The sequence below is a fragment of the Roseateles oligotrophus genome, from assembly GCF_014204525.1.
Lineage (GTDB): Bacteria > Pseudomonadota > Gammaproteobacteria > Burkholderiales > Burkholderiaceae_C > Paucibacter_A > Paucibacter_A oligotrophus_A.
The window spans coordinates 381,473-401,565 of record NZ_JACHLP010000001.1 but is presented as its reverse complement, the minus strand read 5'-3'; the positions used below and the strand labels follow the sequence as shown (position 1 = coordinate 401,565).

Annotated in this window: 18 protein-coding genes; 12 read left to right on the top strand and 6 right to left on the bottom strand. The window is 67.0% G+C overall.

The features are described 5' to 3' along the window. Positions 1-81: 81 nt before the first annotated feature. Positions 82-1,614, bottom strand: coding sequence for a PLP-dependent aminotransferase family protein (locus HNP55_RS01835; protein ID WP_184295604.1), 1,533 nt, complete (start codon positions 1,612-1,614; stop codon positions 82-84). A gap of 93 nt (positions 1,615-1,707) precedes the next feature. Between HNP55_RS01835 and HNP55_RS01830 the strand changes: the two genes are divergently transcribed. Together HNP55_RS01830 and HNP55_RS01825 are read left to right on the top strand one after the other, a co-directional pair. Beyond that, positions 1,708-2,334, top strand: a complete 627-nt coding sequence (locus tag HNP55_RS01830; RefSeq protein WP_184295602.1) for an FMN-binding negative transcriptional regulator — start codon at positions 1,708-1,710, stop codon at positions 2,332-2,334. Positions 2,335-2,372: 38 nt separating this feature from the next. Then, entirely contained in the window at positions 2,373-2,984 is a 612-nt protein-coding gene (locus HNP55_RS01825) for a GNAT family N-acetyltransferase (protein WP_184295600.1), read from the top strand. An 8-nt stretch (positions 2,985-2,992) separates the two neighbouring features. Here the strand turns inward: HNP55_RS01825 and HNP55_RS01820 are convergent, their stop codons facing one another. After that, entirely contained in the window at positions 2,993-4,669 is a 1,677-nt protein-coding gene (locus HNP55_RS01820) for an electron transfer flavoprotein-ubiquinone oxidoreductase (RefSeq protein ID WP_184295598.1), read from the bottom strand. Positions 4,670-4,758: 89 nt separating this feature from the next. Then, a complete protein-coding gene (locus tag HNP55_RS01815) occupies positions 4,759-5,802 on the bottom strand; it encodes an AraC family transcriptional regulator (RefSeq protein WP_184295596.1) in 1,044 nt (347 codons plus the stop codon). Positions 5,803-6,006: 204 nt separating this feature from the next. Between HNP55_RS01815 and HNP55_RS01810 the strand changes: the two genes are divergently transcribed. From HNP55_RS01810 to HNP55_RS01785, 6 genes are read left to right on the top strand one after another with little or no spacing between them, the layout of a single operon-like run. Further along, positions 6,007-6,795 (top strand): SDR family oxidoreductase, encoded by a 789-nt coding sequence (locus HNP55_RS01810; protein WP_184295594.1) that lies wholly within the window; start codon positions 6,007-6,009, stop codon positions 6,793-6,795. Between the two features lie 23 nt (positions 6,796-6,818). Beyond that, a complete protein-coding gene (locus HNP55_RS01805; protein ID WP_184295592.1) occupies positions 6,819-8,087 on the top strand; it encodes a styrene monooxygenase/indole monooxygenase family protein in 1,269 nt (422 codons plus the stop codon). Beyond that, entirely contained in the window at positions 8,084-8,617 is a 534-nt protein-coding gene (locus HNP55_RS01800; RefSeq protein WP_184295590.1) for a flavin reductase family protein, read from the top strand. The genes HNP55_RS01805 and HNP55_RS01800 overlap by 4 nt, the downstream gene beginning before the upstream one ends. A 59-nt stretch (positions 8,618-8,676) precedes the next feature. Then, entirely contained in the window at positions 8,677-9,918 is a 1,242-nt protein-coding gene (locus tag HNP55_RS01795) for a dienelactone hydrolase family protein (RefSeq protein ID WP_184295588.1), read from the top strand. 57 nt (positions 9,919-9,975) lie between these two features. Then, a complete protein-coding gene (locus HNP55_RS01790) occupies positions 9,976-10,758 on the top strand; it encodes an SDR family oxidoreductase (protein WP_184295586.1) in 783 nt (260 codons plus the stop codon). Between the two features lie 25 nt (positions 10,759-10,783). Continuing rightward, positions 10,784-11,431: a YceH family protein gene (locus tag HNP55_RS01785; RefSeq protein ID WP_184295584.1), complete on the top strand. Its 648-nt coding sequence runs from the start codon at positions 10,784-10,786 to the stop codon at positions 11,429-11,431. Between the two features lie 11 nt (positions 11,432-11,442). Here HNP55_RS01785 and HNP55_RS01780 read toward each other — a convergent pair whose 3' ends face one another. Both HNP55_RS01780 and HNP55_RS01775 read right to left on the bottom strand, forming a co-directional pair. Then, a complete protein-coding gene (locus HNP55_RS01780; RefSeq protein ID WP_184295581.1) occupies positions 11,443-12,564 on the bottom strand; it encodes a serine hydrolase in 1,122 nt (373 codons plus the stop codon). Continuing rightward, on the bottom strand, positions 12,561-15,353 hold the full coding sequence (locus HNP55_RS01775; RefSeq protein ID WP_184295579.1) for a TonB-dependent receptor: 2,793 nt from the start codon (positions 15,351-15,353) through the stop codon (positions 12,561-12,563). Before HNP55_RS01775 ends, HNP55_RS01780 begins: the two co-directional genes overlap by 4 nt. A gap of 384 nt (positions 15,354-15,737) precedes the next feature. Between HNP55_RS01775 and HNP55_RS01770 the strand changes: the two genes are divergently transcribed. Further along, entirely contained in the window at positions 15,738-17,264 is a 1,527-nt protein-coding gene (locus HNP55_RS01770; RefSeq protein WP_184295576.1) for a cyanophycinase, read from the top strand. A 70-nt stretch (positions 17,265-17,334) separates the two neighbouring features. On the opposite strand, the gene HNP55_RS01765 is transcribed toward HNP55_RS01770, so the two are convergent. Continuing rightward, complete coding sequence (locus tag HNP55_RS01765) at positions 17,335-18,219, bottom strand: plasmid replication/partition related protein (protein WP_184295574.1); 885 nt, start codon at positions 18,217-18,219, stop codon at positions 17,335-17,337. Positions 18,220-18,333: 114 nt separating this feature from the next. Between HNP55_RS01765 and HNP55_RS01760 the strand changes: the two genes are divergently transcribed. Genes HNP55_RS01760 through HNP55_RS01750 form a run of 3 tightly spaced genes read left to right on the top strand, consistent with a single transcriptional unit; the run spans position 18,334 to position 19,816 of the window. Then, positions 18,334-18,867: a YbaK/EbsC family protein gene (locus tag HNP55_RS01760; protein WP_184295571.1), complete on the top strand. Its 534-nt coding sequence runs from the start codon at positions 18,334-18,336 to the stop codon at positions 18,865-18,867. Then, the gene (locus tag HNP55_RS01755; RefSeq protein WP_184295568.1) at positions 18,864-19,112 is read left to right on the top strand and encodes a DUF1289 domain-containing protein; all 249 of its coding nucleotides are present in this window, start codon (positions 18,864-18,866) and stop codon (positions 19,110-19,112) included. Before HNP55_RS01760 ends, HNP55_RS01755 begins: the two co-directional genes overlap by 4 nt. 50 nt (positions 19,113-19,162) lie before the next feature. Beyond that, positions 19,163-19,816, top strand: a complete 654-nt coding sequence (locus tag HNP55_RS01750; RefSeq protein WP_184295565.1) for a 2-hydroxychromene-2-carboxylate isomerase — start codon at positions 19,163-19,165, stop codon at positions 19,814-19,816. The last annotated feature ends 277 nt before the right edge of the window (positions 19,817-20,093 follow it).

Here is a 20,093-nt window from a genome sequence, read left to right as displayed (position 1 = left end):
TGGCGAGGGCCAGGCCGCGATACAAGCGGCATGGCTGGGCCCGCGCACAAGGCCCGGAAGTGGCTTGTGGCTGGCGCGGGCTTACTGCTCGTCTTTGCGCCTCAGCCCAGCCAGCACCGGCCGCCAGCATTGCGCCAAGTCGGCCACCACCGCCTCAAGCTGCGCCTCGGGCGTGGCGGCAAAGCCGAGCACCAGGCCGGCCTCCTGGCTGTGCGAGGCCAGGCCGCCCACTTGGCGCAGGCCGCCGATTTCCAGGCCCTTGGCCTGAGCGGCCTTCAGCAAGCATTGCTCCCAATGCGGATTCGGCAGGCGTAGCAGCAGCTGCAAGCCTGCTTCGATCAAGGGCGAGGGCAGGGGCAGGATGCCGTCCAACTCGCGTTCCCAGGCCCGGATGAATGTGTCTCTGCGCGCGCTGGCCGTGCGCCGCATGCGCCGTACATGGCGCAGGAAATGGCCTTCCTCGATGAAGTCGGCCAGCACATGCTGGTCGACGATGCTGGACTGCCGGTCCAGCACCGCGCGCAGCTTGGCCAGTGTGGGCACCCAGGCCTTGGGCGCGACCATATAGCCCAGGCGCAGTCCCGGGAACAGCAGCTTGGAAAAGGTGCCGATATACAGCACTCTTTGCTGCGCGCCGCTCAAGCTGGCCAGTGGCGCCAGAGGTACACCGGCATAACGGTATTCACCGTCGTAGTCGTCCTCCAGCAGATAGGCCTGATGGCGCTGGGCCCAGGCTAGCAGGTCCAGGCGCCGCTGGGCGCTCATCACCACGCCGCTGGGGAATTGGTGGGAGGGTGTGATGTAGGCCATGCGGCAATCCCCCAGCGCCTCCAGGGCACCGATGCGCAGGCCCTCGCTGTCCAGCGGCAGGGGCAGCACCTGGGCGCCGCCCAGGCCCAGGGCGGCCGCTGCGGCGCGGTAGCCGGGGGACTCCATGGCAACGCGGTCGCCGGGGTTCAGCAAGGCCAGGGCGGCGATGGCGATGGCCTGCTGGCTGCCGGCGCTCAGCAAGACCTGCTCGGGCGTGCAGGCCAGGCCGCGCGAGCTGTTGAGATAGGCGGCGATCAGTGCGCGCAGCCGGGGCAGGCCGGCCGGGTCGGCATAGCCGCTGGCCAGTTGCGGGTGGCGTCGCCAAAACCGCTGCTGCAGGCGCGACCACAGGATATGAGGGAATTTGTCCTGGGCCGGCAGGCCCCAGCGCAGGCCACGTTCACCGGGGCGCAGGGGCGGGGTCAAGTGCAGGCTTTGCAGCCGGGCCCAGAGCTCGCTCGCCTGCCCGCTCTCCTCAAAACCTGCGGCCTGGGCCGGCGTGCGGGCCGCGGTGGGCGGGGGTTCCCGCCTGAGTTGGGCGACGTAGCAGCCGGCGCCCGGATGCCCCTCCAACAGGCCTTCGGCCATCAGCTGCTCATAAGCCCGCAACACGGTGTTGCGCGAGACGCCCAGGCGCTGTGCCAAGTCCCGGCTGGCTGGCAGGCGCTGGGCGGCGGCGAGCTGGCCCAGCAGGATTTTCTGCTTGAGCTGGGCATGCAGGGAGCGGGCCAGGCCCTGGCGGCCATCCAGCCGCAGGCCGTCGGGCTCCAGGGTCAGCGTGGCGCGGCTTGAAATTGGACCCATGAAAATCCTCGAAATTGGTACTTTGATGGTACCAAGACCGGCCCTATGCTGAGCGCCGTCCCGCCTCAACACTCACTCATCGAAGCGCCCGCCATGTACCAGCCCGCTCATTTCCGCTTGCAAGACGATGCGCAGATTCGGCATCTGCTCGCCACCCAGCCGCTGGCGGCCGTGATCGGCCCCGACGCGGCGGGCCAGGCCTTTGTCAGCCATCTGCCGCTGACCCTGCTGGAGGAGGGCGGGCAATGGCTGCTGGAGGGGCATATGGCGCGGGCCAATCCGCACTGGGCCTGGCTGTCCGCGCAGATGGCCAGGCAGACCGAGGTGCTGGCGGTGTTCAGCGGCCCCAGCGCCTACGTCTCGCCACGCCACTACGAGCACGAGCGCAATGTGCCGACCTGGAACTATCTGGCCGTCCATGCCTACGGCACGCTGGACTTGGTGGACGAGGCCCCGGCCAAGGACGCCTTGCTCAAGCGTCTGATCCAGCAGCACGAGCCCGGCTACGCGGCGCAGTGGCGCGGCCTGGCCGAAGACTTTCAGTCCAGGCTGCTGGCGGCGATCGTTGGCTTCAGGCTGCGGGTGACGCGGCTGGAGGCCAAGGCCAAGCTGAGCCAGAACCGCTCGGCGCTGGAACGCCAGCGCATCCAGGCCGGCTTGAGCGAGGGCTCGGCATCGGAGCAGGCGGTGGCGCAATGGATGCAGCGGCTCGGCCTGTGAATCTCTCCCCCCACACACACTTTCAGGAGCAATGATTGATGCCCAATGTGCAAGACCTGCTGCAGCCCTTGCAGCTCGCCCCCGTGACCCTGAGCGGCCGCCATGTGCGCCTCGAACCGCTGAGCCTGGCCCATGTGGATGAGCTAGCCGCCGTGGGCACCGCGCCCGAGCTCTGGACCTGGGTGCCCACCCAGGTGCGCAACCGGGACGAGATGCAGGCCTATGTGGAGACGGCCCTGGCCGAGCAGTCACGTGGCCAGTCCCTGCCTTTTGCCATCCTCGATGCGCCCAGCGGTGCGGTGATTGGCAGCACCCGCTTTGGCAGCATCTCGGCCAAGGACAGGCGCTTGGAAATCGGCTGGACCTGGGTCGCGCCCAGCCACCAGCGCAGCGGCGCCAATACCGAGGCCAAGACACTGTTGCTGACCCATGCTTTTGAGGCGTTAGGCGCTTTGCGGGTGGAGCTCAAGACCGATGTGCTGAACGCCAAGAGCCGGGCCGCCATCCTGCGCTTGGGGGCGCAGCAGGAGGGCATCTTCCGCCGCCACGTGATCTGCTCGACCGGGCGGGTGCGCGACACCGTCTATTTCTCCATCATCGACGCGGAGTGGCCGGCGGTGAAGGCCCGCCTGGCCAGCTTGTTGCGCTAATTTCTGACTTACATACCCGCGTAATTCGGCCCGCCACCGCCTTCGGGCGTGACCCAGACGATGTTCTGGGTCGGGTCCTTGATGTCGCAGGTCTTGCAGTGCACGCAGTTCTGCGCATTGATCTGCAGGCGGTCGCTGCCGTCCTCGTTCTTCATGAACTCGTAGACGCCGGCCGGGCAGTAGCGGGCCTCGGGGCCGGCGTACTGGGCCAGATTGATGCGTACCGGCACTGTGGCGTCCTTCAGCGTCAGATGGGCCGGCTGGTTCTCTTCATGGTTGGTGTTGGAGACGAATACCGAGGAGAGGCGGTCAAAGCTCAGCTTGCCATCGGGCTTGGGGTAATTGATGGGCTGGCATTCGGCGGCCGGCTTCAGGCAGACATGGTCGGGGTGCTTGGCGTGCAGGGTCCAGGGCGGGTTTTTCACGCCCAGCTTGGGCAGCAGCCATTGCTCGACGCCCGTCATCAGCTGGCCGACCAGCTGGCCCTTCTTGAACCAGAGTTTGAAATTGCGGGTCTGCTGCAGCTCCTCGTTCAGCCAGCTGGCTTCGAAGGCGGCCGGGTAGGCGCTCAGCTCGTCGTGGCTGCGGCCCGCGGCCAGGGCCGGCACGATGGCCTCGGCGCACAGCATGCCGCTCTTGATGGCGGCATGGCTGCCCTTGATGCGGGCGGCGTTCAGGTAGCCGGCGTCGCAGCCTATCAGGGCACCACCCGGGAACACGGTCTTGGGCAGGGCCTGGGGCGTGCCGTTATTGATGGCGCGCGCACCGTAGCCCAGGCGCTTGCCGCCCTCGATATGCTTGCGGATGCTGGGGTGGGTCTTCCAGCGCTGCATCTCCTCGAAGGGGCTCATGAAGGGGTTCTGGTAGTCCAGGCCGATCACAAAGCCCAGCGTGACCTTATTGCCCTCCAGGTGGTAGAGGAAGCCGCCGCCAAAACTGTTGTCCGTCATCGGCCAGCCGGCGGTATGCACGACCAGGCCGGGCTGGGCCTGCTCGGCCGGGATCTCCCACAACTCCTTGATGCCGATGGCATAACTCTGCGGATCCTTGCCTGCCGCGAGCTGGTAGTTGGCGATCAACTGCTTGCCCAGATGGCCGCGCGCGCCCTCGGCAAACACGGTGTACTTGCCCAGCAGCTCCATGCCCAGCTGGAAGTTCTCGGTCGGCTCGCCGTCCTTGCCCAGGCCCAGATTGCCGGTGGCCACGCCGCGCACGCTGCCGTCCTCGCCGTACACCACTTCGGCGGCGGTGAAGCCGGGGAAGATCTCCACGCCCAGCCCTTCGGCTTGTTCACCCAGCCATTTGCAGACGGCGCCCAGCGAGATGACGTAATTGCCGTGGTTGTGGAAGCACTCGGGGATCAGCCATTGCGGCGTGCGGGTTTCGCCGCTCTCGCTCAGGAACAGGATCTCGTCTTCGCTGACGGCTTGCTTCAGCGGTGCACCCAGCTCCTTCCAGTTCGGCAGCAACTCGTTCAGGGCGCGCGGATCCATCACCGCGCCGGAGAGGATGTGGGCGCCGGGCTCGGAGCCTTTTTCCAGCACCACGACGGACAGCTCCGGATTGAGCTGCTTGAGGCGTATGGCCGTGGCCAGACCGCCGGGGCCGGCGCCGACGACGACCACGTCGTACTCCATGGATTCGCGGGGGCCGTATTGGGCAAGAAGGTCCTGGCTTGTCGTCATCGTGAGGGTCCTGGTAGATCGATTGCCGGCAATTCTAGCCAGCCTGCGGCTTAAAAAGCACGATCGTTCGATTTTGTAGACGCTGAGGCCTAGCCCTGGCGGGACGAGGCCAGGGTGTCGCGCGGTGATTCGTCGAACATCTCCCGGTACTCCTGGGCGAAACGGCCCAGATGATAAAAGCCCCAGCGCAGCGCCACCTCGGTGATGTGGCTGTCGGGTTCGGCGCGCAAGAGATCGTCGTGCGCATGGCGCAGGCGCAGCTCGCGCAGCATGCGCATGGGGCTGACCCCGCGGTAGCGCTGGAAGCCCAGGAACAGGCTGCGCACGCTGACCCCCGCCACGGCGGCCAGCTGGGCGGGGCTCAAGGCCTCGTGGCAATGCGCCAGCAAGAACTCCTCCACCAGGCGCACGCTGCGCGGCGCCAGCGGCGCACCGCTGCCGCGCAGCAGCGGGCTGTGGTCATGGGCCTGGCCGGCCAGCAGGGCGGCGATCAGGCGGTGCTGCAGCTGCAGGGCCGAGAGCGGGTAGCGCTCGGCCTCTTGCGTGGCCGCCGCGAAGTCGAACAAGGAGAGCAGGGCATCCTGCAGGGCGGGCAAGGCATCCAGGCGCAGCTGGGGCGCGAACACCGGGGCGCTCAGCGTGGGCTGGCCGCACCAGCTCTGCGCAAAGCGCTGCACCGCACAGGCCTCGATGCGCAGCAGCAATTGCTCATTGCCCGCATGCCAGCGCATGCGCAGATCGGGCTGGGGCGAGAGCAGGCTGGCGCAGGCCTCGTCCGAGAGGAAGTCGCAGCCCCCGCTGGCAATCTCGGCCCGGCCTTGCAGCGGGATCTGGATCAGATAGAAGCGCTCCAGCGGGCCGGGCAGTATGTCTACCGTGGCGCCGTAGCGCAGCCGGCTCATGCTCAGCAGGCCCAGCGGCAGATGATCCATCTGCATGGCCACCGGCCGGCAGCCCGAACCGGCCGGGCCATTGCGCCGGGGTTCCAGGCGGTGCGGCTTGAACACCCGGCCCACCAGGGCCTGGGCCCGCTCCACATCGCTGGACTCAAACAGCAGGCGGCGCGCGGCGGCCCGCTCCCAGCCTTGGCTGAGTTGCTGGGCGGCGCTGGGGCGGGGCTGCGTTGAGGCCATGGGCCGGGTTCCTAGCTCGAAGTCGGGCGCAGGGATTTGCTGCAAATCAATGTAGCAGCGCCTGGCCGCGGCTTGTCACTGGGCAGACCCGCAGCCGGCGCCAAGTTCTTGCACTTTCTGGATAGTGCTTGCGGCCAGCGGATAGCCGCCCGCCGGCCGCGGGCCGAGCATGGGCCACCGAGCAACAAAAGCGGAGACAAAGCCATGCAAGGACTTCGGGACAAGGTCGTGATCGTCACCGGCGGCGCCACCCTGATAGGGCGCGCCGTGGTGGATTGCCTGCTGGGCTATGGCGCGCGGGTGGCGGTGCTGGATCTGGATGCGGCCGGCGTGGCGGCGCTGGCGGCGCGCCAGGACGCCAGGCTGCTGGCGCTGAGGCTGGACATCACCGACGACGCGGCCCTGGCCTATGCCCTGGGCCAGGTGCGCGAGCGCCTCGGCGGGGTGGACGGGCTGGTGAACCTGGCCTGCAGCTATCTGGACCAGGGCCTGGCCTCGCCGCGCGCCGAGTGGTTGCAGGCCCTGGACGTCAATCTGGTCAGCGCCGCGATGATGGTGCGGGCCGTGCGCGAGACCATGGTGGCGCGGGGCGGCGGCGCCATCGTCAACCTCACCAGCATCTCGGCCCAGGTGGCGCAGACCGGACGCTGGCTTTACCCGGTGTCCAAGGCCGCTCTGCTGCAGCTGACCCGCAATATGGCCATGGACCTGGCGCCGGATGGCATCCGCGTCAACTCCGTCTCGCCCGGCTGGACCTGGTGCCGCTTGATGGACGAGCTGAGCCAGGGCGACCGCGCCAAGACCGACGCGGTGGCCGCCCCCTTCCATCTGCTGGGCCGGGTGGGCGAGCCGGCCGAGGTGGCCGAGGTGGTGGCGTTTCTGCTCTCAAGCCACGCCAGCTTCGTCACCGGTGCCGACTATGCGGTGGATGGTGGTTATTCCGCCATGGGGCCCGAGCAGAAGCTGCCCGCCATTCCCAAACTCGCCGCCTGAACGGGCCGCAACCGGAGACCACCATGAAGAGCAATCCCTCACGCCGCATCGCCATCGTCGGCGCCGGCCAGTCCGGCCTGCCTCTGGCGCTGGCCCTGCAAGCCCGGGGTGACGAAGTCACCCTGCTCAGCAACCGCAGCGCCGCGCAGATCCGCGCCGGCCGGGTCATGTCCAGCCAGTGCATGTTCGACGCGGCCTTGCAGATCGAGCGCGATCATCAACTCGATTGGTGGGCGCGGGACTGCCCGCCGGTGCAGGGCATAGGTCTGTGCGTACCCAGCCCCGACCCCGCTGCGCCAGCCGGCACCCGGCTGATCGACTGGGCCGCGCCCCTGCACAAGCCCGCCCAGGCGGTGGACCAGCGGCTGAAGATGCCGGCCTGGATGGAGGCCTTCGAGCAACGCGGCGGGCGCCTGGTCTTGCAGGAGGCCGGCATCGCGGAGCTGGAGGAACTGGCGGCCAGCCATGAGCTGCTGGTGCTGGCGGCGGGCAAGGGCGAGATCGTCAACCAGCTCTTCGCCCGTGACGCCGAGAAAAGCTGTTACGACGCCCCCCAGCGCGCCCTGGCCCTGACCTATGTGCAGGGCATGCGGCCGCGCGAGCCTTTTTCGCGCGTCTGCTTCAATCTGATCCCCGGCGTGGGCGAGTACTTTGTCTTCCCGGCCCTGACGCTGAACGGGGCTTGCGAGATCATGGTGTTCGAGGGCATTCCCGGCGGCCCCATGGATTGCTGGGCCGATGTGAAGACGCCCCAGCAACATCTGGGCCGCAGCCTCGAGATCTTGCAGCGCTACCTGCCCTGGGAGGCCGAGCGCTGCCGCGATGTGCGCCTGAGCGACGAATTAGGCACCCTGGCCGGCCGCTTCGCGCCCACGGTGCGCCGGCCCGTGGGTCGCCTGCCCTCGGGCCGCCTGGTGCTGGGCATGGGCGACGCGGTGGTGGTCAACGACCCCATCACCGGCCAGGGCAGCAATAACGCGACGAAAGCCTTTCAGGTCTATTTCGAGGCCATCTGCGCGCGCGGCGAGCATGCCTTCGATGCCGCCTGGATGCAGGCCACCTTCGACCAATCCTGGGCCTATGCCAAGGACGTGGTGCGCTGGACCAATATGCTTTTGGCCCCGCCGCCCGAGCACATCCTGCAATTGCTGGGCGCCGCCGGCCAATGCCCCAGCCTGGCCAGCCTGATCGCCAATAACTTCGACCACCCGCCCGCCTTCTTCCCCTGGTGGGGCGATGCGCAGGAATGCCAGCGCTTGGTGGCCCGGCATCTGCAGGGGCAGGCGGCATGAATGCGCAGTTGGATGTGGAGCCTGGGGCGTCGGCCCTGAGCCAAGACCTCAGCCAGGACCTGAGTCCCCAGGCCTTGCGCCAAAGCCTGGGCTGTTTTCCCAGCGGCGTCACGGTCATCACCGCGCGGGCGGTGGACGGGCGGCCGCTGGGCCTGACGGTCAACTCCTTCGCCTCCTTGTCGCTGGAGCCGCCGCTGCTGCTCTGGAGCCTGGCCAACCGTTCGCCCAATCGCCAGGCCTTCCGGCAGGCCACGCATTTCGCCATCCATGTGCTGGCGGCGCACCAGGGCGAGACGGCGCTGCAGTTCGCCAACTCGCGCCTGCCCGACAAGTTCCACGGCATCGCCCTGCAGCCGCCGCTGTGGGAGCAGGCACCGCCCCTGCTGGCCGACAGCCATGCCTTGTTTCTGTGCGAGAGTCGGGATGCCATCGAATCGGGCGACCACACCTTGTTCATAGGCCGGGTCCAGCAGCACGGCCGCGGGGCGGGTGCGCCCCTGCTGTTCTACCGCGGGCAGTTTGGCGTTTGAACGGGCCGCCCGCCGCGCAGAAAAATCCCAGTCGAAAAACCATCAGGAGACAAACCATCATGGCCGGTCAAACCATCAGGATTCAAGCCGCTGACGGCAGCGGCAGCTTCGGCGCCTATCTGGCCCTGCCGCCCGGCGGCAGCGGCCCCGGCATCGTGCTGGCGCAGGAGATTTTTGGCCTCAACGAATTCGTGCGCCAGACGGCCGACCACTACGCCGAGGAAGGCTATGTGGTGATCGCCCCCGACCTGTTCTGGCGCCAGCAGGCCGGTGTGGAACTGGGCTATTCCGAAGCCGAGTGGCAACAGGCGTTCAAGTTCTTCCAGGGCTTTGACCTGGACAAGGGGGTGGAGGATATGGGCGCCGCCCTGCAAGCCCTGCGTGCGCGGCCCGAGTTTGTCGGCAAGGCCGGCGTGCTGGGCTTTTGCCTGGGCGGCATGCTGGCTTTCATGAGCGCCTGCCGGCTGGATGTGGACGTGGCCGTGGGCTATTACGGCGTGGGCATGGAGCACAAGCTGGACGAGGCGGCCCATATCCGCGGCCGCCTGCTGCTGCACTTCGCTGAAGCAGACGGTTATTGCACGGCCGAGGCCCGCGCCACCATCATGCAGGCCTTGCAGCAGCGGCCCCGCAGCGAGCTCTACGTCTACCCCGGTGTGGACCACGCTTTTGCCCGCCCGGCCTCACCCCATTTCGACAAGGCCGCCAGCCTGATGGCCCACCAGCGCTCGGTGGCCGCCTTCAAGGCCGAGCTGGGCCCGCACTACGACTTCTCGGCGCTGTGGGACAAGCATTGCGAGCACGAGTTCGCCAGCCGCGATGTGGACGCCACCATGGCCACCATGGTGGCCCAGCCCTATGTCAATCACATCCCGACCATGACGGGTGGCGTGGGCCATGACGCGCTCAAGCGTTTTTACAAATACCACTTCGTCAACAGCAACCCGCCCGACACCCGCCTGATCCCCATCTCCCGCACCATAGGCGCCACCCAGATCGTCGACGAGCTGTTGTTCTGCTTCACCCATAGCTGCGAGATCGACTGGATGCTGCCCGGCGTCAAACCCACCGGGCGCGCGGTGCAGATCCCCCTGGTGGCCATCGTCAAGTTCCGCGGCGACAAGCTCTACCACGAGCACATCTACTGGGACCAGGCCTCGGTGCTGGTGCAGATCGGCCTGCTGGACCCGGCGGGCCTGCCGGTGGCGGGCATGGAGACGGCGCACAAGCTGCTGGACGAGAAGCTGCCCTCCAATGGTTTGATGGCCCGTTGGTCCAATAGCCAGGGCCAGCCGCTCTGAGCCTTGGCGCCCGGCGCTCGTGCTATCGTCATTGCAGTTCCTGAGAGGAAAGCAACGATGAGTTACAGCATTGATTTGTCGGGCCGCGTGGCCCTGGTGACGGGCGCTTCCAGCGGCCTGGGCGCTCAATTCGCCAAGACCCTGGCCCAGGCCGGTGCCTGCGTCGTCCTGGCGGGCCGCCGCACCGAGCGATTGAAGACCTTGCGCAGCGAGATCGAGGGGGCCGGTGGCGACGCCCATGTGGTGAGCCTGGATGTGACCGATCTGGACAGCATCAAGTCCGCCGTCGCCCATGCCGAGACCGAGGTCGGCACGCTGGACATCCTGGTCAACAACTCCGGCGTCAGCACCACCCAGCGGCTCACCGAGGTGAGCCCCGACGATTACGACTTCGTCATGGACACCAATGTGCGCGGCGCCTTCTTCGTCGCCCAGGAAGTGGGCAAGCGCATGCTGGCGCGGGCGCGCGGCGCCGCACCCGGCACCTTTATCGGCGGGCGCATCGTCAATATCGCCTCCATGGCCGGCCTGCGGGTGCTGAGCCAGATCGGCGTCTACAGCATGAGCAAGGCAGCCGTCATCCACATGACCCGGGCCATGGCGCTGGAATGGGGCAAGTACGGCATCAATGTCAACGCCATCTGCCCCGGCTATATCGACACCGAGATCAACCACCACCACTGGGGCAGCGAGCAGGGCCAGAAGCTGGTCGAGCTGCTGCCGCGCAAGCGCGTCGGCCAGCCGCGCGATCTGGACACCTCGCTGCTGATGCTGTGCGCCAACGAGAGCCATTTCATCAATGGCGCGGTGATCCAGGCCGATGACGGCTTTGGTGTGTGAGACCTATTTGTTTTAGAGCGTACGAATGTCCTTGCGAACCCTGAGCGCCCTGGAGGCGCGTGTGCTGGCCGTGCTGGTGGAGAAACAAGCCACGGTGCCTGACAGTTATCCCCTGTCCCTCAACGCCCTGACCCTGGGCTGCAACCAGAAGACCGCGCGCGAGCCGGTGATGGCCGCCAGCGAGGCCGATGTGCTGGCCGCGCTGGAGGCCTTGAAGGCCATGCACCTGGTCGGCAGCGTCAGCGGCAACCGGGTGGCGCGTTACGAGCACAACGGCGCACGCGCCCTGGGCGTGCCCGGTGCGGCCCTGGCCTTGCTGACCTTGTTGATGCTGCGCGGCCCGCAGACGGCGGCCGAGCTGAGGCAGAACACCGAGAGACTGCACCGCTTTGCCGATGTGTCCTCGGTCGAGGGTTTTCTGGAAGAGCTGGCCGAGCGCACGCCGGCCTTTGCCGTCAAGCTGCCGCGTGCCCCCGGCGCCCGCGAGCCGCGCTGGGCCCATCTGCTCTGCGGTGAGGTGGCCGTGCAGGCGGAAGCCGGCAGCGCAGCGCCCGCTGCCGCCCGGGATGAGGACTACGCCTTTCTGCGCGCCGAGCAGCAGCGCCTGAGCGCCGAGCTCGAGCAGCTCAAGGCCTTGGTGAACCGCATGGCGGTGGAGTTAGGCATAGCCTGAGAGGCCGGGCCTCAAAGATCGCCGATCTCCGCCACCAGTCTTTGCCAGACCTCGTGGCCGGCGAGGCTGTTGCTGAGCAAGACCAGGCCGCTTTTGCGCGTTGCTGAGAACTGGCTGTAAGCCCGAAAGCCCGTGCTATTGGCGCCGGAGTGGTAGGCGATCAGGCCTTGCGCCGTGGGGTTGAGCGCAAAGCCCAGGCTCCACTGCACGGCCTCGCTATGCGCCCCGCGCGGGCGCCGTATCGGCGGGCGCGATTTCACCTCGACCTGGGGCGCCAGCATCTGCGCCGGCGGATCCGCCATCATCAAGGCCAGGAAGCGGGCGTAGTCCTGCGCCGTGGTGTAAAGCGTGTAGCCGGCATTGGCCCGTGTGTAGCGGCCGGCGGGCAGGGGGCGGCCGTCCTCGGCATGGCCGCGGGCGCGCAAGCCGTCCAGGCTGGGCGTCAGCACAAAGCCGCTGTGCGGCATGGCTTGCGGCTCGAACAGCTGGCGCTGGGCGATGTCCTGCAGGGGCAGGCCCTCGATGTGCTCCAGGCCTGCCTGCAGCAAGGCATAGCCTTCGCCGGAGTAGCGGAAATCGCTGCCGGGCTCGAAGGCCAGCGGCAGGGCCGGCCCCTCGGCTTGGGGCCCTTCGTCTCGCCAATTGGGCAGGCCGGAGCGGTGGCTTAGCAGCTGGCGTGGCGTGATCTGCGCGCGCCAGGCCTGTTGCTGCGCCGAGGCGGGCCGCGCGTCGCCGAAAAAGGCCTGCAGCGCCGCCGCTGGCATTTGCCGGGCCAGCGGGCGGTCCAGGGCCAGCCGGCCGCGCTCGCAGGCCCGCAGCGCCAGCCAGGCGAATACCGGCTTGCTCATCGAGGCGGCCTCGAACACGGTATCCGCTTGAATCGCGAGTTCGGGGTGAGCGGCCAGTTTTGTGCCGTAGAGGAAAGACCAGGCGCTGCGCCCATCCTGCAGCAGGCAGAGCTGGGCGCCGGGCACGGCGAATTGCTGGCAGAGGGCGGGCAGTTGCTCGGCCAGCCAGGCATACAAGGTCTCGCCTGCCTGCGGACTCAGGTCTTGCGTCCCCGCCCGTGCCCGACTTGCCAACAGGCCGGTGGCCGCCGCCAGCAGCAGGCGGCGGCGCGGCGGCGGCTTCACTTGAAGGTGTACTTCGCGCTCAGATAGGCGAAGCGGCCGCGCGTGTCGGTGTAGCTGGGGTCATAGCCCGACACGAAGAAGTAGGCTTGTTGCGAGAACGGCGGCGAGGTGTCGAGCAGGTTTTGTACACCAGCCCGCAGTGTCAGCGCCTTGGTCGCCTCCCACCCTGCCGAGAGATTCCAGAGCGAATAGGCGCCCACCTTGCGGTCGGGCTTGCCGACGATGTGCTGATCGTCATAACCCTGCAGATAGTTGTTGGACAGGGTCGCCGAGAAGGGCCCCGTCTCCCAGTCCACGCTCAGCGTATGGCGCCAGCGCTGCACCACGCCGTCATTGATGAAGACGCCCAGATTGCTGACGAAGGGGTCGCCGTCGCCGGTTTGCTGGTCGGATCTGAGTGTCAGCGTGCCATTGAAGCGCAGGCCGAACTGGCCGAAGCCGGTCTTCAGATTGCTCAGTGCGAAACCAAGATCCAAACCGGAGATCTTCTGCTTACCGCGGTTTTCTTTGACCAGGTCGATGTGGTGGATTTTGGTGTTGGCCCGGCGATGCACGAGGCTCCCGTATTTGGCGAGGTCGGAGAGGATCACGTCCACGCCCAAGGTACTGATGAGGTTGGACTTCTCGATATTCCAGTAGTCGAGGTTGAAGCTGAGGTCGCGCTGCGGCTCGAACACGGCACCCAGTGAGAATTGGCGCGATGTCTCGGGTTTGAGCCTGGTATTGCTGTAGTTGTAGGTGACCCAGATGTCTGAGCAGTCGGTGGGCGTGTTGCTCGGGTCGGCGGCCATGCAGACCGGGTCCACCAGGGTGGCGGAGGAGCCCTGGGTGAGCGGGCGGTAGAGATCCGACATGCTGGGCGCACGGAAGCCCTTGCCCACCGAGGCTCGCAGCAGCAACTCGGGGCTAGGCACATACTTCAGCCCTAGTTTGGGGCTCAGCGCGCCACCGCTGACCTGGTAATGCTCGTAGCGCAACGCCGCCTGCAGTTCCAACTGTTTGGTGAGGGGGGCGCTGATCTCACCGAACATGGCCGAAATCCGGCGTGACTTGCTGAAGTCGGAATCGGGGCCTTGCGAGGTTTCGCCGAGGATGAGGTCATTCTTGAGCGCGTCGGATTGGTGGTAGTCCTGCTTTTCGCGGCGTAGCTCGCCGCCCAAAGCCAGGGCCAGCTCGCCGCCGGCCAGCGGCATCAGGCCCTTGGACATCCTGAAGTCCAAGCTGTCCATCGTGCCATTGGCGCGGCGCACCTCGCCCCGGAGTTGTGCTTTCTCGTACAGTGCCAGTCCTGCGGCATTGGACGGACCGAAGGCATTCAACGTGCCAGCGGCGAAGCCGTCCTTGATCATCTGCTCGTTCAGATAGCCCTGGTGGTCGCGGTCAGAGACCTTGCTGTTGCTGTGGTTCAGCGCCCACTCATAATCCCAGCCGCCCAGAATGCCATTTGTGCCGAGCACATAGCGCTGAGTGTCCGACACCAGTTCGCTGGTGCGTAAGCCGGCCTCGGTCAAGCGGGTGCGCACGACCATGAGGCGGCGCTCGTCCCCGGCGGGCAATGTGTTCAACGAGGCAGCGGCTAGGGCCGGAATGAGGGAGATGTCCATTTCGGCATCGATGCGGTTGGGCGTGCCGGTGTAGAGCGTGCGTGCCCGGGCCAGCGCCACCTCGGCGAAGAGCTGATGGCCACCGCCCAGATTAAACACGCCGCGGCCGAACAGGCTGTTCTTGTTCGACTCGGGGTAGAGCTCGATATCGCGCATGTAGTCAAAGGTGCAGCCATCCACACCGCCGATGCCTGCGGGTAGGTAGAGGCTGCCATTCGCCGGATTGCAAGCGGTGGCGGCGGATGGGTTGACGCGGTAGGTGCTGATGAGGTCTTTGCCGTTGGCCTTGTAGCCTGCTGCGATCAGCGAGTCGCGCTGCTCCGAGCCGTCCAGGTTCTGATCTAGCAGGATGTTGCCGGGGAAGGGGGCGCTGGACAGCAAATCGGGCAAGCGCCCCGGGATGTCCAGCTCCTTGATGAATTTGCGTTGCGAGGCGTTCAGGCTGGTGGTTTTCTGGAGATCCAGCACGGCCATCACATTGAAGCCGTCGCGGCTGTAGTCGCCGAAGCCGCCGGCCAGGGTGGCCGAGCGCTTGTTGCCGCCACCGCCTTCGGTCGTATTGCCGACCATGGCGCTGATTTCCGCGCCGGTGTAGTCCTTGCGGGTGATGAAGTTGATGACGCCGCCGATGGCGTCTGAACCATAGAGCGAGGAGGCGCCGTCGAGCAGGATTTCGACGCGCTGGATGGCCGCGGCCGGGATGCTGTTCAGGTCCACGCCGGCCGCATCGCCGGGCGAGGCGAAATTGGCCATGCGCCGGCCGTTCAGCAGCACCAGTGTGGAGGACACACCCAGGCCACGCAGATTGGCGGCATTCATGCCCATCTGGTCACGGAAGCCGCCGTAGCCGATGCTGCCACCGTCGGTCAGGTTGTTGGCGCTGGCGCTGACGCGCGCCAGCAGTTCGGCCGCGGTCGTCACACCGGCTTTGTCGATCTCCTTGCGGGTGATGACCTGCACCGGCAGTGCCGTTTCGCCCTCGATGCGCTTGATGGCCGAGCCGGTGATTTCCACCCGCTCCAGCTTTTTGGCCTCCTCGTCCTTGCTCTGTTGCGCCTGGCTTGGAAGTGCGGAGATCGCACCCAGGGCCAGCAGGCAGGCTTGCAAGCTCAGGCGTTTTTTCAAGCCGGCGCTGACCGGCGTTGGCTGGGGGGCGTGGCGAAGCGTGGAGGCTTTGTTTGGCATGGCGAGGATCCGCTTGGGCTTTGGGGTAGAGGGGCGTGATGACAGGCTTGTGTCAGTCCCTGCAGGCCAGGGCTTGCAGGGGCTGGGCAGATGCGAAATTCGCACAGCGTTGCGATCAGTCTAGAAAGCTCGGGCCCACAGGGCCAGTGGGTAAACGCATGCTCAGTCGCGTGGACGCAACTCTTGGCTGCGGGGTCTGTCCATTGAATTAGGGGGAAGGAGGCGTCCGGTGCCTTGCTCCAGGTCGGCTACCATCAAGCGACGCATGCGCAAGGAGTTTGCGTGGCCCGGTTCCGCAGGTTTTGCCTGCATCACCCGGTGAGTCGCTAACTCCTGATTCCCTCAGCCTGAAACTTGTAGCGCGGCCTGCGCCGCCCCCATTTCATGAAGAAATTTTTGCCCTCTTTGCCGCGCAGCTGGCTGTTCTGCCTTGTAGTTGCCGCGGGTTCGATCGGGGCAAGCAGCTCGGTGTTCGCGGCCGACTCGGTGCTGGGTGCCGGCCAGGCGCAAAGCCCCAGCAATCCCAAGACGGGGGTGTGGACGGTGATACGCGGCCCTGGCAACCAGGCCAGCAAGCCCGCGCCGGCCACGGCCACGCCCTCGTCCAGCGCCACGCCTTCGGCCCTGGGGGCCTTGCCGCCCGGGCCCGGCACGGCGGGTCTGCCCGGGGGCGAGCCCGCCATCAAAGGCTATGCCGTGCCCATAGGCGGTGCGCTGAAGGCCGATAACGATGAAGTCTGGGGCCGCATCGTGGCCCTGGCCGGCGGCAAGGGCGCGCGCTTTGTGGTGTTCAGCACCGCCTCCGAAGACCCCGAGGCCAGCGCCCGCCAGACGGTGGAGCTGCTGCAGCGCCGCGGCGCCGTGGCCGAGGCCTTGCCGGTGGCACCCAAATTCAGCTGGGTGGACCTGAACAAGGTGGTGCGCGACCCGGCGCTGATCAACAAGATCAAGAACGCTCGCGGCGTCTTCTTCACCGGCGGCGCGCAGGAGCGCATCGTCGATGTGCTGGCGCCCGGCGGCCACCCCACACCCATGTTGGAGGCGATCTGGGACGTCTACCGTCGTGGCGGCGTGGTGGCGGGCACCTCGGCGGGCGCGGCCATCATGAGCACGGTGATGTTCCGCGACGCGCCCAGCGTCATCAACATCATGAAGGGCAAGTGGGTGGAGGGTAAGCAGATCGACCGCGGCCTGGGCTTTGTGGGCCCCGATCTGTTTGTCGACCAGCACTTTCTCAAGCGCGGCCGCTTCGGCCGCATGATCCCGCTGATGATGGCCAAGGGCTATAAGCTGGGCCTGGGCGTGGACGAGAACACGGCCGCCATCATCCATGGCGACGAGGTCGAGGTGATAGGTGGCAAGGGCGCCTTGCTGGTGGACCTGGGCGAGGTCAAGACCGACCCGACCCTGGGCGCTTTCAACGTCACCAATGCGCGCCTGAGTTATCTGGACCATGGCGACCGCTTCAATCTGAAGACCCGTGTCACCCAGCCCTCGGCCGTCAAGCTGCGGGGCGAGAAGCTGGACCCCTTCTCGGCCGAGTTCAAGCCCTACTACACCGAGGAGCTGTTCCATCTGGACATGCTGGGCGACTCCACCATCTCCAATGCGATGAGCTATCTGATCGACAGCAACCGCAACGAGGTGCGTGGCCTGACTTTTGATGTGCTGCCCAAGCCGGGCGACCCGGTGGCCGATCTGGGCTTTCTGTTCCGCCTCTACAAGGGCAAGGGCAGTTATGGCTGGAGCACGGACGAGTTGGGGGGTGAGGAGTACACCGTCGTCAACGTCTTCCTGGACGTGACCCCGGTGCGCCTGCCCCAGCCCATCTTCGGCCCCTGGCAGGCCGGCACCCGTGTTGCGCCTGGTACCGCGCCCGGCGCGGTCGAGCGCGGCGACGGCGCGCAGTAAGCAAGACGCCTGCGTCAGACCATGAAAAAGGCCTCATCGCGAGGCCTTTTTGCTTTGAGAGCGGCTTCGCTCAGCCGCCGCTGGCGGCCGCCAGCTGTTCTTTCAGCGATTCGACCTCGGCCTTCAAGGCCTTGTTCTCTTCGCTCAGCTCGGCCACCGTGGCCTGCAGCAGCTTGAGCTGAGCCTCGCGGTTGCGCAGATCGATCTCGCTGGCCGAGAGTTCTTCGCCCTCGGCCGCGCTGCCCGCTTCATTGCCTTCCGCGGCCTTGGGCGGGCGGCTGCCGGCCTTGCCCTCGCGCACGCGCTTGGCGGCCTGCTGCAGCTCCTTTTTGCCGCCGGCCACGGCGGCGACCTGCTCTTCCTGCGGCAGGCTGGCCACGGTGGCGGCGGCGTTGATGGAGATGGTGCCGGCCTTGACGGCCTCGACCAGCTCGGGCGCGGCGCTCTTCTGGATCTTCTCGATCTGCACCACGGTGTTGGCGCTGATGCGGGCGGCCTTGGCGATGGCCTCGCGGGTGTTCAGGCGCTCGGGCTGCGGCAATTGTGCAGCCATGGCGGCCAGGGCGGGGTCAGGTCTTGCCTCGCCTTCATCCCAGGGTGCGTCGGCGGGCGCGTGATTGCCACCCATCACGCGGGCGGCGACGATTTCTTTCTTGCGCAAGGCCAGCACGCCGCGCTGGAAGTCGGAGACGCTGCGGCGGCCCAGATGCTGGTCGATCATCCACAGATGGACGTCGTCCATGGACTTGAAACGGGGGTTCTGAATCGTCTGGAAGGGCAGGCCGTGCTTCTGGCAGATGCCGTAGCGGTTGTGGCCATCCACCAGCACATCGCCCCACAGCACCAGGGCGTCGCGGCAGCCTTCGGCCAGGATGCTGCGCTCCAGGGCCTGGTGCTCGTCCGGGGTCAGGGGATCGATATAGATGCGCAGTTCATCAAGGACGGTGATATTCATGAGGAGAGGGCGGGGACTCGGTTCGGCCAAAGGGTGGGCATTATCTCAGCCACCCAGGCATCGCCTGCCCGGGCCGCGCGGGCGGGGCCCGCAGTTTGCCTGAGACAATAGGGCATGAGCTCCGACGACACCCCCACCCCGACCGCGCCGACCCGCCCCGAGGGCTTTCAGCGTGTGCAGGCCGCCCTGCAGGCCTGCCAACATCCCCATGCGCCTGTGTGGCTGGAGGCCACGGCGCGCACCTCGCAAGAGGCCGCCGAGGCCCTGGGCGTGAGCCTGGGCCAGATCGCCAAATCGGTGGTGTTCCGGCGCAAGTCGGATGAGGCCGCGGTGCTGGTGATCGCCTCCGGCGACCGGCGGGTGGACGAAAAAAAGCTGGCCGCCCACACCGGCCCGCTCGGCCGCGCCGATGCCGACTATGTGAAGTCGCGCACCGGTTTCTCCATCGGCGGTGTCTCGCCGCTGGGCTTTGCGCCGCAAGAGGGGCTGGGCGGGCCGCTGCTCTTTGTGGACCGCGAGCTGTTCCGTTTCGAGGTGATCTGGGCGGCGGCGGGCCATCCTAACGGTGTGTTCCCCATGAGCCCGGCCCAGCTGGAGGTGCTGACTCGCGCGCCGGTGATCGATGTGGTGCAAGAAGCCAAGCCATGAACACCCAACCCTTGCTGGCGCCGCCACCGCCCTCCACCGTCAAATCCCCTTGCAGCAATGTCTGCCGCATGCACGAGCCCACCGGCTGGTGCGAGGGCTGCGCGCGCAGCATCCCCGAGATCACCCTGTGGTCCAAGGCCGATGACGCCACCCGCCTGGCCATCCTGGCCGAGTTGCCGGCCCGCCGCGAGATCCTGCTGGCGCAAGGCATCTTTACCGCGGCGGCCGAATACAGCGGCCCCTGAACCGGCGCACTGCCCAGCGGCGACGCCCCCCATTTTCTCAAGAGCATTCCATGAAGCATCTGCGTTTTTACTTTGACCCCATCTCGCCCTATGCGGCCCTGGCTTTCGAGCGCCTGCCCGAGGCCCTGGCCGGCTGCAGCTATAGCGTGGAATACCGCCCCATCCTGTTCGCGGCCCTGCTGCACGCGGTGGGCCAGAAGGGCCCGGCCGAGATCGAGCACAAACGCCAGTGGACCTTCCGCCAGATCGCCTGGAGCGCGCACAAGCTGGGCATCCCCATGCAGGTGCCGGCCCAGCATCCCTTCAACCCGCTGCCCTTGCTGCGCCTGGCCTGGGCCAGCGCACCGGCGGGCGGCACGCCCAACCGCCTGACGGTGGAGAAGATCTTCCGCCACGTCTGGCGTGCCCAGGGGGCGGATGCCGCCTCGCCCGAGCGCCTGGCCGCGCTGGCGCAGGAGCTGAACCCGCCGCGCGACCCGGCCAGCGAGGAGATCAAGGAGAACCTGCGCGACGCCAGCGAACAAGCCCTCAAGCTGGGCGTGTTCGGCGTGCCCACCATCGAGGTGGACGGCAAGCTGTTCTGGGGCCTGGACGCGCTGGAAATGGTGGCCGCCTATCTGCGCGGCGATCCCTGGTTCGAGCAGGGCGATTGGGAGGCCGCCGCCCGGGCCCGCCCGGGCGTGGTGCGCCGCGCCATGCATTGATGGCGGCCGGACCCTCCCATGCCCTCTGACAAGGCCGCGCAAGCGGCCTTTTTTTCGCCCTGTGACTTACCCTTGCACCGGGGCAGAATTCCGTATCGTGGAAGCCAAGCCTAGGGTTGCAACCCATTTTGTCAGCCAGCATTCAGCGCGGTGTCAGAGTTAGGTCAGAGGCGGGCGCCAAAGTCGCCCCCAAGAGCTATCGGTCGGTGGCTCTAAAACAAAAGGGACTTGCAAAAGGCTGGAGCCGCTTGAGGCCGCTCCAGGCCGTTTGGGAACA